Genomic DNA, 13,935 nt, shown 5'->3' with positions numbered 1-13,935 from the left:
CGCGTGAACGACGCCCCGCCGCCCCTCGTCGAGATCAGCCACGTCGCGAAGTCGTACCGGCGCGGCAACCAGATCGTGCCCGTGCTCACCGACATCTCGCTCGACATCGGCGAAGGCGACTTCGTCGCGCTGATGGGGCCGTCCGGCTCCGGCAAGAGCACGCTGCTGAACCTCGTGGCCGGCATCGACCGGCCCGACAGCGGCGAGCTGCGCGTCGGCGGCCTCGACATCTCGCAACTCGCCGAGGCGCAACTGGCCGAATGGCGCGCCGCGAACGTCGGCTTCATCTTCCAGTTCTACAACCTGATGCCCGTGCTCACCGCGTTCGAGAACGTCGAGCTGCCGCTGATGCTCACGCACCTGTCGCGCCGCGAGCGGCGCGAGCGCGTCGAGCTCGTGCTCGACATGGTGAATCTCGGCGATCGCACGCGCCATTACCCGTCCGAGCTGTCGGGCGGCCAGCAGCAGCGCGTCGCGATCGCGCGCGCGCTGATCACCGATCCCGTGCTGATCGTCGCCGACGAGCCGACCGGCGACCTCGACCGCGCGTCGGCGACCGACGTGCTCGCGATGCTGCAGCGGATGAACGCCGAACTCGGCAAGACGATCATCATGGTGACGCACGACGCGCATGCGGCCGGCGCCGCGCGTTCGCTCGTGCATCTGGAAAAAGGGGAGCTGATCGATGGGCACGCCGGCTGACCGGCGGCGGGAGCGCGCAAGATGGTCGTGAAGCTGATCGCGCGCAACGCGCTGCGGCACCGGCTGCGCACGCTCCTGACCGTACTCGGGCTGACCATCGCGGTGCTCGCGTTCGGGCTGCTGCATACGGTGGTCGACGCGTGGTACGCGGGCGCGGCGGCCGCGTCCAGCGGCCGGCTCGTCACCCGCAACGCGATCTCGCTGGTGTTTCCGCTGCCGGTGAGCGACGAGAACCGGATCCGCGGCGTCGACGGCGTGACGGCCGTGGTCCGCTCGAACTGGTTCGGCGGCATCTACCGCGACCCGAAGAACTTCTTCGCGAGCTTCGCGGTATCGGACAACTATCTCGACCTGTATCCCGAATTCATCCTGCCGGCGCAGCAGCGCGCCGACTACGACCGCGACCGCCGCGGCTGCCTCGTGGGCCGCCAGCTCGCGACGCAATTCGGCTTCAAGATCGGCGACGTGATCCCGCTGAAGGGCACGATCTATCCGGGCACGTGGGATTTCGTCGTGCGCGGGATTCTCGACGGCCGCGACGATTCGACGATCACGCGCCAGTTGGTGTTCCACTGGGATTACCTGAACGAGACGGTGCGCAAGCGCACGCCGAAGCAGGCCGACCAGGTCGGCGTGTTCGTGCTCGGCATCGCGAACCCCGACGACGGCGCGTCGATCGCGCGCAACGTCGACGCGGTGTTCAAGAACTCGCTCGCCGAAACGCTGACCGAGACCGAACAGGCGTTCCAGCTCGGCTTCGTCGCGATGTCGAACCAGATCATCGCGGCGATCCGCCTCGTGTCGTACGTGGTGATCCTGATCATCATGGCCGTGATGGCCAACGCGATGGCGATGAGCGCGCGCGAGCGCACGGCCGAATACGCGACGCTGAAGGCGCTCGGCTTCGGCCCCGGGTTCCTCGCGCTGATCGTGTTCGGCGAATCGGTCGCGATCGCGGTGGCCGGCGGCGGGCTCGGCATCCTCGCGACGCCGCCCGCCGCGAGCCTGTTCAAGCAGGCGGCCGGCGGCATCTTCCCGGTGTTCAAGGTGTCGACCGAGACGGTCGTGCTGCAGGCCGCGTGCTCGGTCGCGGTCGGCCTCGCGGCCGCGCTCGTGCCGGCATGGCAGGCCGCGCGCGTGCGCGTCGTCGAAGGCCTGCGGGCGATCGGATAGAGGCGCGCATGGCGATCCCGCTCACCTACATCGCGCGCAATCTGTGGACCCGACGGCTCACCACCGCGCTCACCGCAGGGGGCATGGCGCTCGTGATCTTCGTGTTCGCGACGGTGCAGATGCTCGACGCGGGGCTCACGAAAACGCTCGTGTCGACCGGCGAGGCGGACAACGCGGTGGTGATCCGCAAGGGCGCCGAGACCGAGATCCAGAGTTCGATCGACCATCAGCAGGCCAACGCGCTCGAGATGCACCCGGCCGTCGCGCTCGGCCCCGACGGCCGGCCGCTCGTATCGAAGGAAGCCGTCGTGCTGATCTCGCTCGTCAAGACGTCGACCGGCAAGCCGTCGAACGTCGTGATCCGCGGCGTGTCGCCGGCCGGCCTCGCGCTGCGGCCGCACGTGAAGCTCGCGGCCGGCCGCCCGTTCGCGCCGGGCTCGTCGGAAATCGTCGTCGGCAGTGCGATCGCGAAAGGATTCAGCGGCACGCAGCTCGGCGACCGCCTGCATTTCGCGCAGCGCGACTGGACCGTCGTCGGCGTGTTCGACGCGGGCGGCAGCGGCTTCGACTCGGAGATCTGGGGCGACGTCGACCAGTTGATGCAGTCGTTCCGGCGTACCAGCTATTCGTCGATGGTGCTGCGCATCCCGAGCGCCGACGGCTTCGCGCGCTTCAAGGCCGACATCGACGTCGATCCGCGGCTGACCGACGAGGCGAAGCGCGAACAGACCTTCTACGGCGACCAGTCGAAGGCGCTGTCGACGTTCATCAACATCCTCGGCATCACGCTGTCGACGATCTTCTCGATCGCCGCGATGATCGGCGCGATGATCACGATGTATGCGTCGGTCGCGAACCGCGTGGCCGAGATCGGCACGCTGCGCGCGCTCGGCTTCAAGCGCACCAACGTGCTCGTCGCGTTCCTGCTGGAGGCGCTGCTGCTCGGCTTCGTCGGCGGCGTGATGGGGCTCGCGTGCGCGTCGCTGATGCAGTTCGCGTCGTTCTCGACGACCAACTTCCAGACCTTCTCGGACCTGTCGTTCCGCTTCGTGCTGACGCCGGCGATCGTCGTGAAGACGCTCGTGTTCTCGCTCGTGATGGGGCTCGTCGGCGGCTTCCTGCCGGCGATGCGCGCCGCGCGGCTGAAGATCGTCGACGCACTGCGCGCGCAGTGACGCGCGCCGCCGCTTACGTTCGACGTTCGCGCGGCACCCACGCGCCGTGGAACCCGGCCGGCACGCGACGCGGCAGATGCACGGTCGCCACCGGCCCCGCGTCGATCGCGCGCGCATCGAGGATCACGACGTCGCTCGTATCCGTCGCCGCGCGGTAGACCATCACCAGCAGCCAGCCGTCGTCCTCGCCGTCTTCGTCGCGACGGCCCGGACGCGGCACGAACACCGGTTCGCCGTTCTGGTCGCCGGGCGGCACCGCGTAATGCATCGTCGTGCCGCGCACGTGATCGAAACGCATCACGCCGCGCATTTCCGTGGGGTTCGGCTGCTCGGCCGCATACAGATAGCGGTAGCGGCGCCCGGTCCGGCTTTCGTCGATGCGCGGCAGCTCGATGCCGCCGTCGGCGAGCGGTCCTTCGTCGACCAATCCGTTCGCCGTATCGATCACGTAGCGCCACAGCTCACCGACCGGGTTGTCGGCGAAGCGGCCCGTGCGCGCGTCGAGCCGCAGGAACGACGGATAGCGCACCGCGTCGAGCACGATGCACGACGCGTCGCAGTCGTACGCGTTCACGACGTGCTGGATGAAGCACGGCTCGACGCCGAACCAGCGCACGTCGCCGCCGTGGCGCGGGATCACGCCGATGCGCGCGGGCCGGTCGTCGTGCCAGCGCAGCGGCATCCGGTGGCCTTGCTTCAGCAGCGAGAAGTCGTAGCCGACGTTCAGGTCGAGCAACAGGCTGCGGGTTTCGGTGATCGCGAGGTCGTGCATCATCGACGGCGCGCTCAGCTCGATCTCGAGACCGACGCGCGGCACGCCCTGCGCATCCACGACGCCGTAGCGCAGCCACGGCGCACGCCAGTCCGCGCGAAACAGGATCAGCTCGCCGGTCACCGGGTCGACCTTCGGATGCGCGGTCATCCCGCCGTCGAAACCCGCATGCCGCGCCGGCAGGCCGGGCGAATCGAGCGCGGCGGTGATCGCGAGCGGCGCGCCGCCCTCGGCCAGCGCGAGCAGTTCGCCCGCATGCTGCAACACGCTCACGTTCGGATTGGTGTCGGGCAGATGCGGCACTTGCCCGGGTGCGTGCACGGCGGCCCAGCGCTGCGTGCGCGCCCAGCGGTTCCGGTAGCTGGCCGCGCGGCCGCCGTCGAACGCGATCGCATGCAGCATCGCGGCCTCCGGCCACCACGACAGCACGTCGTTGCCTTCGAAACGGCCGCCCGGCGGGTTCGGGCCGTTGCGCAGCAGCGTGCCGTCGAGTTCGCGCGGAATGGTGCCCGTCACACGCAGATCGACGAGGTCGACTTCGTCGGCGACCGGCGCAATCGCGCCGCGGTTCAGGTCGAATACGGTCATTGCGTCGGCGCTCCGTCAGTGGTCTTCGGTGGACGGCGGCAGGTCGCCGCGCGCCAGCGCGAGCGCATGGTCGCGTACGTCGTCGGGCCAGCCGGCGACGCACTCGGCCAGCCGCGCCGGATCGTTCGCATACAGCGCCCGCGCGGCTTCCTCGAAACCGGGCAGGTCGCCCGCCATCGCCGACATGAAGTGGTAGGCACGGGCCTGCGCGTCGCGCTGCCGGTCGGCCGCCGCATGCGTGCGCCGCGCGTCCTCGACGAGCTTGCGCAGCGCGACCGACGCGCCGCCCGGCTGCGCGCCGAGCCATTCCCAGTGACGCGGCAGCAGCGTGACCTCGCGCGACACGACGCCGAGCTTCGGCCGGCCGCGGCCGCGCTGCTCGCCCGCGCCGGCCGGCTCGCCGGCGCCGCCGGATGCATCGCCCGACGGCACCGCATAGCGCGCGCGAACGTCGTCCGCCGTGCCGCGCAGGTCGAGGTCGATCGAGCGGCCCGTCGCGTCGTCGAAGATCAGGATCGAACCGGGCATCGCGTCGCCGGCCGCCTGCCGGACTGCGAGCGCGACCGTCGCGAGCGGGCCCGACGCGAGCCGCCGGTGCCCGTCGAAGGCCGTATACGAAGGAAGGAGCGTGGAAGTCGTCATGGTGGTCGCCTGCGGGCTGGAATCGGAATGACGCTATTTTTATCCGGGTATTAATTGGATGTCAATATTATCCGGGTAAAAAAACGCCAGCGGATTCCACCCCGCCGCGTGGCCGGGATGGCAGACGTGGCCGATCAGGCCGCCCGCGCCGGCACCGCGATGCCGCGCGCGCTGGCCAACGCGTCGTCGAGCGACACATGCCCTTCGAACGCCGCCGACGACGCCGGCGGCAGGTTTTCCTCGATCGCGTGCGCGAACTGCACGCCGGCATCGTCGGCGAGCCGCGCGCGCAGCGCGGCGACACGCGGGAACGCATCGCGCTCGAACACCGCGTGATAGTCGGCCCAGCGCGCGATCCCGGCGAAGTACGCATCGGCCAGCGTGCGCCGCGCGCCCAGCAGCCACGGGCCTTCCCCGCGTTCGAGCAGCGCTTCGAGTTGCCGGTGCGCCTTCAGCACCTTGCCGCGACCGTATGCCTGCAGCGCCTCTTTCTCGGCGCCTTCGGTGTCGTGTTCGTACACGTACCAGAGCGCACCGAACGCGTTGAAGAACGTCGTGTTCAGCCACGCCAGCATCCGGTTCAGCCGGTCGAAATCCGCGCTGCCCTGGCGAAACGCGAGGCCGCTGTCGAGCGCCTGCGCGCCGATATGGCCGAGGATCGCGATGCTTTCGGTCAGCACGTCGCCGTTCGCGGTGACGAACGCCGGCGTTTCCGCGACGGGGTTCAGGGCGACGAACGCGTCGCTCGTCACCGCGCCCGGCATCGTGATGCGCGACAGCCGGTACGGGCGGGCGACCCATTCGAGCGCGACGATCGAGCCGAACGAGCAGCCGGCGGGAATACCGTAGAGAAGGATCGGAGACATCGGAGAATTCCGCGAAAGTTGAACGAGCCGTCATGCTCCCATGGCGGACGATGGCGCAGTAGCCGCTAAAATCGAAACCCGTCGTTTCTCCATGTGGACGCTGGAAGTGAATCTGAACGATCTCTACCTGTTCGTGCAGGCGGTGGATGCTGGCAGCATGTCGGCGGCCGCGCGCCGGCTCGACCTGCCGAAATCGACGGTCAGCAAGCGCGTGGCCGAGCTCGAGCGCACGCTCGGCGCGCGGCTCGTGCATCGCACGTCGCGCAGCTTCCGGCTCACACCGGTCGGCGCCGAATTCTTCGAGCATGCGCGCGCCGCCGTGATCGAGGCCGAAAGCGCGCGCGACGCGGTGCTGCGGCAGGCCGCCGAGCCGGCCGGCGTCGTGCGGATCACGAGCTCGGTGCCGGTCGCGCAGCACATCCTCGCGCCGTGCCTGCCGGCGCTGGCGATCGCGCACCCGAAGCTGCTGCTGCAGATTCATGCGAGCGACCGCCTCGTCGACATCGCGCAGGAAGGCTTCGACATCGCGGTGCGCAGCCATTTCGCGCCGCTGCCCGATTCCGCGCTCGTGCAACGGCCGCTCGCGGCGTCGCCGATCGTCGTCGTCGCCGCGCCGGCCTATCTCGCACGGGCCGGCACGCCCGACACGCCGGCCGATCTCGCGCAGCACGACGGGCTCCACCCGGGGCCGCAGCCGTGGCGGCTGCAGCGCGGCGGCGACGCCGGCGACACCGTCGACGTGACGCCGCGCTTGCGGCTGCAGGCCGACGAATCGACGCTGCTGCTACAGGCGGCGACGGCCGGCCTCGGCCTCGCATGCCTGCCCGACTGGATCGCCGGGGCCGCGCTCGCGTCCGGTACGCTCGTGCGCGTGCTGCCCGGCTGGTGTGCCGGCACCGTCACGACGACGCTGCTGATGCCGCATCGGCGCGGCCAGTTGCCCGGCGTGCGCGCCGCCGTCGAGTTTCTCGCGCAGCACGTGGCGCACCACCACCGCAGTGGCCCGGACGACGCGCACGTGTGACCGCGCACCGCCTTCGATCGATTCAAATGCTGAATCGATCAAGTCAGCAATTGGCATGAAAGCGCAAATGTCGACATGACAGAATGGCCGGGACGCCTTGCCTGCATCGGCGTCCGGTGCCCGGCCTCCCGTCGGCGGCATCCACACACATCACGCGCGCACCCGACGCGCCTGCCGCACGACGGCACCTTCCGCCCTTCGGAGGAGACGAGTCATGAATCCGCTTCACGCGCTGCCGGCGTCCGCGTCGGCAACGGCCCGGCGCACCCGCGTGCGCTGGCTGGTGCTGGCCGTCCTGTTCGCGATCACGACGATCAACTACGCGGATCGCGCCGCCATCGCGATCGCGGGCCCGGCGCTGGCCCGCTCGATGCACCTGAGCCACGTGCAGATGGGCTTCATCTTTTCCGCGTTCGGCTGGTCGTACGTGGTCGCGCAATTGCCGGGCGGCTGGCTGCTCGACCGCTACGGCTCGCGCATCGTCTACGCATTCAGCATCTTCTTCTGGTCGCTGTTCACGCTGCTGCAAGGCGGGATCGGCTTCTTCGGCGGGGCGGCCGCGTTCGCGCTGCTGTTCGGGCTGCGTTTTCTGGTCGGCGCGGCCGAGGCGCCGTCGTTCCCCGCCAACAGCCGGATCGTGTCCGCGTGGTTCCCGGCGCCCGAGCGCGGCACCGCGTCGGCGATCTTCAACGCCGCGCAGTACGCAGCGACCGTCGTGTTCGCGCCGTTGATGGGCTGGCTCGTGCATGCGTTCGGCTGGCAGTCGGTGTTCGCGGTGATGGGCGTGCTCGGCTTCGTGTTCGTGCTGGTGTGGAACCGCACGATGTACGACCCGAAGCATCACCCGAACATCAACCGCGCGGAACTCGACTACCTCGCCGAAGGCGGCGCGCTCGTTAACATCGACCAGGCGACGGGCGGGCGCGACGGCGGCCCGTCGATGCGCCACGTGAAGGCGCTGCTGAGAAACCGGATGCTGGTCGGCGTGTACGTCGCGCAGTACTGCATCAACGCGCTCACCTACTTCTTCATCACGTGGTTCCCCGTCTATCTCGTGCAGGCGCGCGGGATGTCGATCCTCAACGCCGGCCTCGTCGCGTCGATCCCCGCCGTATGCGGGTTCCTCGGCGGGATTCTCGGCGGCGTCGTGTCCGATGCGCTGCTCAGGCAGGGCCGGTCGCTGTCGGTCGCGCGCAAGGTGCCGATCGTGATCGGCATGCTGCTGTCGATGTCGATGATCGTCTGCAATTACACCGATTCGCACGTGCTCGTCGTGGTGTTCATGGCGCTGTCGTTCTTCGGCAAGGGGCTTGGCGCGCTCGGCTGGGCCGTCAACGCCGACACCGCGCCGCGCCAGATCGCCGGCCTGAGCGGCGCGCTGCTCAACACGTGCGGCAATCTTTCCAGCATCACGACGCCGATCGCGATCGGCTATATCGTCGACCGCAGCGGCTCGTTCAACGGCGCGCTCGTCTATGTCGTCGCGCATGCGCTCGTCGCCGTGGTCTGCTACCTGTTCGTCGTCGGCGAGATCCGCCGCGTCGAGCTTCAATGAACGGCGCGGGCCGCGCCGGCGCGTCCGGCGGCCCGCAACGCCACCGGAACCAGGAGCGAATCGATGTCCGAACCCAGCCGTGCCGGCACCCCGCGCGTCACCCGCATGCAGGTGATTCCCGTCGCCGGCCGCGACAGCATGCTGCTCAATCTGTGCGGCGCACACGCGCCGTACTTCACGCGCAACCTCGTGATCCTCGACGACAGCAGCGGGCATACGGGCGTCGGCGAAGTGCCGGGCGGCGAAGGCATCCGCCACGCGCTCGAGCGCATGACGGATCTCGTGGTCGGGCAGTCGATCGGACGCTACCAGGCAACGCTCAACGCGGTGCGCGCGGCGCTGTCCGGTGCGGGCGCCGGCGCCGGGCGCACGATCCGTCACGAGGTGACGTCGGCCGGCGAGGCGGCGGTGCTGCGTCAGCCGCACGAGATCAACCTGCGGCTCGACAACGTGATCACCGCGATCGAAGCCGCGCTGCTCGACCTGCTCGGCCAGCACCTCGACGTGCCGGTCGCGGCGCTGCTCGGTGAAGGCCAGCAGCGCGACGCGGTGCCGATGCTCGCGTATTTGTTCTACCTTGGCGACCGGCGCCGCACCGATCTGCCGTATCGCGACGAAGCACAGGCGTCGGACCCGTGGTTCCGGCTGCGCAACGAAGCGGCGCTCACGCCGGCCGCGATCGCGCGGCAGGCCGAAGCCGCGGTCGAGCGCTACGGTTTCGCCGATTTCAAGCTGAAGGGCGGCGTGATGGCCGGCGCCGACGAGATGGAAGCGATCGCGGCGATCAAGGCACGCTTTCCCGACGCGCGCGCGACGCTCGACCCGAACGGCGCGTGGTCGCTCGACGAGGCCGTCGCGCTGTGCCGCGGGCAAGGCCACCTGCTCGCGTATGCGGAAGATCCTTGCGGGCCGGAAGGCGGCTATTCGGGCCGCGAGGTGATGGCCGAATTCCGCCGCGCGACGGGGATTCCAACCGCCACCAACATGATCGCGACCGACTGGCGGCAGATGGATCATGCGGTGCGGCTGCAGGCGGTCGACATTCCGCTCGCCGATCCGCATTTCTGGACGATGCAGGGCTCGGTGCGGCTCGCGCAACTGTGCCGCGACTGGGGGCTCACGTGGGGATCGCACTCGAACAACCACTTCGACGTGTCGCTCGCGATGTTCACGCATGCGGCAGCGGCCGCGCCCGGCACGATCACCGCGATCGATACGCACTGGATCTGGCAGGAAGGCGACGCGCGGCTCACCCGCGAGCCGCTCGCGATCGTCGGCGGCAAAGTGGCCGTGCCGGAACGGCCGGGGCTCGGCATCGAACTGGACATGGCGCAGGTCGAGGCCGCGCATGCGCTGTACAACGAGGTGGGCGGCACCGCGCGCGACGATGCGGTCGCGATGCGTTATCTGGTGCCGGGGTGGACGTACGATCCGAAGCGGCCGAGTTTCGGGCGGGTTTAGGGTGGGCTGACGGGGGGCGGCTGCCGATTCGGGCAGCCGGCCGCATTCGGCCGGCTGCCCGAATCGGCCCGCGCGGTCGGCGGTCGGGCGCTTCCATCCATCGGCAACAGAACGCTCTCCATGACGGCATCCGGTCCGACACTGCGGCAGATCATCGTCTTCGTGCTGTATTCGGTGCTGTGTCTGGCCGGGAGCATGACCGTCGCTGGCTATGTCGCGCCCCGGATCACGCGGAACGTATCGAATTTCGAAGGCGGTGCGGGCTATGCGGCGCTGGGGTGGATCGTCATCTCGACCTGCACGTTCTGCGGGCTGTCGATCGCCTTCCGCGTGGTGCTGCGGAAAAGAACCGTGGTGCTCGCGGTTATTACGGCGGGATTCGCTGTGTTGTCGGTGTTGGCGTTCAGGGCGATCCGCGAGTTGGCGACCTGGCGGGTCGATCAGCGGTTCCGCAAAAACAAAAAGGGCTCGATCTTGCGATCGAGCCCTTCGAATTCCGTTGGTGGAGCGGAGGAGGATCGAACTCCCGACCTTCGCATTGCGAACGCGACGCTCTCCCAGCTGAGCTACCGCCCCAACAGTCGATCATCATACACACGCATTTCCGCGCTTGGCAATAGGGGTTACGTCACCCCGACGCGTTACTTCGACGGTGCTCCAGCCAACACCCATTCGACCACCGACCGGGCGTCTGCGTCGCTCATGCGCGGATGCGCCGGCATCGGAATCGCGCCCCACACACCCGAGCCGCCGTCCTTCACCTTCTTCGACAGCTTGGCCACGGCCTGCGGATCGGACTTGTAGCGCGCGGCGATATCCTTGAACGACGGGCCGACGAGCTTGCGGTCCACCGCGTGGCAGCCCATGCACGCGTTGCTGCGGGCCACCTTCAAGCCGTCGCCGACGTCCGCATACGCGACGCCCAGCGTGCCGGCCGCGAGCGCCGCAGCCGCCGCGCCCTGCACCATCCATCGTTTCATCTGCTTCATCCGCATGCCCGTCATTGCGCCTTCGCCTTCGGATTGCCCGGATGCACGCTCGACGAATTCGAGATCGGCGCGGGCGGCTGCAGCGGCGCGGACTGCACCGATGCGTCGGGCACCGCGCCGACCGTCGCGCTGTCCGCCGGTGCGGCAGCCGCCTGCGCGCCGGATGCGCCGCTCGCCGGCGACGCGTCCTGCAGCGCCTGCGCGTCCTGCGGCTTCACGTACTGGAACACCTTCACGACCTTCTCGACGCCCGGCACCTGGCTCGCGGCTTCCGCACCGCGATTGCCTTCATCCACCGTCACGAGGCCCATCAGGTAAAGATTGCCGCGTTCGGCGACGACCTTGTAGTAGTTCGCCGAGATGCCCTTCGTCGCGATCAGCTCCGACTTCACGCGCCCTTCGAGGTACGAGTCGTTCGCGCGCGACGACAGCGACGACGCCGGCTCGACCGACAGCTCGTTGACGATGCCGTTCACGTTGTTGATGCCGCGCACGATTTCCTCGGCGCGCTGCTTCGACGCATCGTTCGGCACTTCGCCCGTCAGCAGCACGCGACGGTTGAACACCGTCACGTTCACGTGCGACTGGTCCGGCAGCCCGTTGTTGATCTGCGTGAGCGACTTGACCTGGATCTCGCGATCCTCCGTCTGCGCGCCGAGCGTACGGCGATCGGTCGCGATCAGCGCGCCGCCGCCCGCCGCAGCGCCCACGACTCCGAGCACACAACCCTGCAGCGACACGGCGAGGCCCGCCGTCAGCGCGGCGAGCAGCGTGGTTCTGACGAGCGTCTGTTTGACGCGGCTTTGATTCATCGACGGCTCTCCTTCGTTCAATCCTCACCCAGCAGCATCGCGTCGATGCCGTCGCACAGGCAGTGGATGGTCAGCAGATGGACTTCGTGGATGCGCGCCGCGCGAACGGCGGGCACGCTGATCGGAATATCGGTGTCGGACAGCGCGGCCGCGACCGTGTGGTCGTTGCCGCCCGTCAATGCGACGACGGTCATCTCGCGCTCGTGCGCCTCGTCGATCGCCGCGAGCACGCGCGGCGATGCGCCGCCCGCGTCGAGCACCAGCAGGATGTCGCCCGTCTGGCCCAGCACGCGCACCTGCTGCGCGAACAACTGCTCGACGGCCGCGGCGCCCGCGAGGCCGGCCTGCGACGCGTCGGTGGCCAGCGCGATCGCGGGCAAGCCCGGACGCTCGCGCTCGAAACCGCCGACGAGCGACGCGGCGAGGTATTGCGCGGCGGCGGCCGACGGGCCGTCGCCGCATGCGACGATCTTGTTGCCGTTCGCCAGTGCGGCGAACATCGCATCGACCGCGGCTGCGATCGGCAGCGACAGCGTGTCGGCCGCTTCGGCATGAAGCGCGGCGCTGTCGCGGAATTGTTGCTGAATACGTTCGACTGACATCGATTCCTGGTGAACTGGGCGCGCGGCACAACTCGCGCGACATCGTGGGTGCGGCGAGTTTACCGTACTCCGGCGCCCTCTCCGGGGGTCCGGCAAGAACTCTTTACATCTCGTCACAGCTCGCGGCTACGCGTCGTCGGTACGAAATGCGTCGCGCAACCACGCAAGCCGCCCGGCCTCGAACGCAACGACGTCGAAACGGCATGCGGCGCCGGCGCCGTGCCGCGACCAGAACTGCAACGCGGCCGCGACCAGACGCCGCCGCTTGCGCCACCCGACGCTCGCGGCCGCACCGCCATGCCGGGTGCTGCGCCGCGCACGCACTTCGACGAACACGAGCATGCCGTCGGGCTCGCGCATCACGAGATCGAGCTCGCCGCCGCGCATCGTCACGTTCGCGGCGACGAACCCGAGACCGCGGCGCTCGAGAAACTGCCGCGCGCGCTGCTCGAACGCCGCGCCGACCGGTTTGGATCGCGCCGCGCCGGAAAAGTTGTCGCCCGAATGCGGCCGACCGCGCGCGCCATCCGGCCGGGCCGGCGCCGCGTGGCACAATGCCGTCCTTGTTCCGCTCGTGCCGCGATTGCGTGCCTTGCCTGCCATGACTGCCCTCCTCGAACTCGCGCCTACGCAGCACTACCCGGACGCCGCGCTCTACGTGGTCGCCACGCCGATCGGCAATACGGCCGACATCACGCTGCGCGCGCTGCACGTGCTCGGCCTCGCCGACCGCATCGCTGCCGAAGACACCCGCAACACGGGCCAACTGCTCGCCCGCTACGGGATCTCGAAACCGCTCGTCGCCGTGCACGAGCACAACGAACGCGAAGCCGCGCAGCGCGTGATCGAACTGCTGCGTGGCGGCGAACGCGTGGCCTACGTGTCGGACGCCGGCACGCCCGGCATTTCGGACCCCGGCGCGCGACTCGTCGACGCCGTGCGTGCCGCCGGCTTCACGGTGGTTCCGCTGCCGGGCCCGAGCGCGGCCGTGACCGCGCTGAGCGTGGCCGGCGACTGGGCCGGCGCATTCACGTTCGCGGGCTTCCTGCCGCCGAAGGCGAAACAGCGCGCGACCGCACTGCAAGCGCTGGCGTCGCACCCGTACGCGCTGGTGTTCTACGAAGCGCCGCACCGGATCGCCGAGACCGTCGCCGCGCTCGCCGACGCGTTCGGCCCCGCGCGCCGGCTGCTGATCGCGCGCGAGCTCACCAAGCTACACGAGCAGTTGTTCCAGGGCACCCTGGCCGAAGGACAGAGCTGGCTCGCGGGCGATGCGAACCGGCAGCGCGGCGAGTTCGTGCTGGTCGTCGAAGGCGCGCCGACGGCAAGCGGCGAAGCCGACGACACCGCGCACGACGCGCTGCTCAGGCTGCTGCTGGAAGAAGTGCCGGTGAAGAGCGCGGCCAAGCTCGCGGCCGCGCTCACGGGTGCATCGCGCAACACGCTGTATGCGCGTGCGCTCGCGCTGAAGGAAGGCTGACGCGCGACGCCGGCGCGCGGAATCGGCATAGGGGACGGCCATGAGGCCGTACCCCTGCCACACCACCCGGCATGCGGGTCCGCACCGGGCGGTT

At 69.5% G+C, this 13,935-nt stretch carries 14 protein-coding genes and 1 tRNA gene; 7 read left to right on the top strand and 8 right to left on the bottom strand.

Features of this window, described 5'->3' with window-relative positions; genetic code table 11:
- Window positions 1–3: 3 nt before the first annotated feature.
- From WT97_RS07030 to WT97_RS07020, 3 genes are read left to right on the top strand one after another with little or no spacing between them, the layout of a single operon-like run.
- On the top strand, window positions 4–702 hold the full coding sequence (locus tag WT97_RS07030) for an ABC transporter ATP-binding protein (protein WP_034209543.1): 699 nt from the start codon (window positions 4–6) through the stop codon (window positions 700–702).
- Window positions 703–723: 21 nt separating this feature from the next.
- On the top strand, window positions 724–1,875 hold the full coding sequence (locus WT97_RS07025) for an ABC transporter permease (protein ID WP_060353211.1): 1,152 nt from the start codon (window positions 724–726) through the stop codon (window positions 1,873–1,875).
- 8 nt (window positions 1,876–1,883) lie between these two features.
- A complete protein-coding gene (locus WT97_RS07020) occupies window positions 1,884–3,050 on the top strand; it encodes an ABC transporter permease (protein ID WP_059503340.1) in 1,167 nt (388 codons plus the stop codon).
- Window positions 3,051–3,063: 13 nt separating this feature from the next.
- On the opposite strand, the gene WT97_RS07015 is transcribed toward WT97_RS07020, so the two are convergent.
- From WT97_RS07015 to WT97_RS07005, 3 genes are all read right to left on the bottom strand, one after another.
- Window positions 3,064–4,410, bottom strand: coding sequence for a carotenoid oxygenase family protein (locus tag WT97_RS07015; RefSeq protein WP_060353210.1), 1,347 nt, complete (start codon window positions 4,408–4,410; stop codon window positions 3,064–3,066).
- A gap of 15 nt (window positions 4,411–4,425) precedes the next feature.
- A complete protein-coding gene (locus tag WT97_RS07010; RefSeq protein ID WP_060353209.1) occupies window positions 4,426–5,052 on the bottom strand; it encodes a DUF2239 family protein in 627 nt (208 codons plus the stop codon).
- Between the two features lie 134 nt (window positions 5,053–5,186).
- Window positions 5,187–5,918 (bottom strand): glutathione S-transferase family protein, encoded by a 732-nt coding sequence (locus WT97_RS07005; protein ID WP_060353208.1) that lies wholly within the window; start codon window positions 5,916–5,918, stop codon window positions 5,187–5,189.
- A 40-nt stretch (window positions 5,919–5,958) separates the two neighbouring features.
- Here WT97_RS07005 and WT97_RS07000 point away from each other — a divergent pair, with 40 nt between their 5' ends.
- The 3 genes from WT97_RS07000 (at window position 5,959) to WT97_RS06990 (ending at window position 9,958) form a co-directional block, all read left to right on the top strand.
- The gene (locus tag WT97_RS07000; protein WP_060353207.1) at window positions 5,959–6,942 is read left to right on the top strand and encodes a LysR family transcriptional regulator; all 984 of its coding nucleotides are present in this window, start codon (window positions 5,959–5,961) and stop codon (window positions 6,940–6,942) included.
- Between the two features lie 214 nt (window positions 6,943–7,156).
- Complete coding sequence (locus tag WT97_RS06995) at window positions 7,157–8,497, top strand: MFS transporter (RefSeq protein WP_059503330.1); 1,341 nt, start codon at window positions 7,157–7,159, stop codon at window positions 8,495–8,497.
- A gap of 63 nt (window positions 8,498–8,560) precedes the next feature.
- Window positions 8,561–9,958: an enolase C-terminal domain-like protein gene (locus WT97_RS06990; RefSeq protein WP_059503408.1), complete on the top strand. Its 1,398-nt coding sequence runs from the start codon at window positions 8,561–8,563 to the stop codon at window positions 9,956–9,958.
- Between the two features lie 500 nt (window positions 9,959–10,458).
- Here the strand turns inward: WT97_RS06990 and WT97_RS06985 are convergent.
- The 5 genes from WT97_RS06985 to WT97_RS06965 form a co-directional block, all read right to left on the bottom strand.
- Window positions 10,459–10,534, bottom strand: a tRNA-Ala gene (locus tag WT97_RS06985).
- A 65-nt stretch (window positions 10,535–10,599) separates the two neighbouring features.
- Window positions 10,600–10,962 (bottom strand): c-type cytochrome, encoded by a 363-nt coding sequence (locus WT97_RS06980; RefSeq protein ID WP_060353206.1) that lies wholly within the window; start codon window positions 10,960–10,962, stop codon window positions 10,600–10,602.
- Window positions 10,959–11,759 (bottom strand): BON domain-containing protein, encoded by an 801-nt coding sequence (locus WT97_RS06975; RefSeq protein WP_059503406.1) that lies wholly within the window; start codon window positions 11,757–11,759, stop codon window positions 10,959–10,961. Before WT97_RS06975 ends, WT97_RS06980 begins: the two co-directional genes overlap by 4 nt.
- Before the next feature lie 17 nt (window positions 11,760–11,776).
- Window positions 11,777–12,361, bottom strand: coding sequence for an SIS domain-containing protein (locus WT97_RS06970; protein ID WP_059790377.1), 585 nt, complete (start codon window positions 12,359–12,361; stop codon window positions 11,777–11,779).
- A 126-nt stretch (window positions 12,362–12,487) separates the two neighbouring features.
- Window positions 12,488–12,916: a YraN family protein gene (locus WT97_RS06965; RefSeq protein WP_179949298.1), complete on the bottom strand. Its 429-nt coding sequence runs from the start codon at window positions 12,914–12,916 to the stop codon at window positions 12,488–12,490.
- 46 nt (window positions 12,917–12,962) lie between these two features.
- Here WT97_RS06965 and rsmI point away from each other — a divergent pair, with 46 nt between their 5' ends.
- Window positions 12,963–13,841, top strand: coding sequence for a 16S rRNA (cytidine(1402)-2'-O)-methyltransferase (gene rsmI, locus WT97_RS06960; protein WP_060353205.1), 879 nt, complete (start codon window positions 12,963–12,965; stop codon window positions 13,839–13,841).
- The last annotated feature ends 94 nt before the right edge of the window (window positions 13,842–13,935 follow it).

It is taken from the genome of Burkholderia sp. MSMB1459WGS (assembly GCF_001534535.1).
In the GTDB taxonomy this organism is placed as follows: Bacteria; Pseudomonadota; Gammaproteobacteria; order Burkholderiales; family Burkholderiaceae; genus Burkholderia.
Note: the sequence above shows the minus strand (reverse complement) of the source record. Positions and strands in the feature narration are given on the sequence as shown.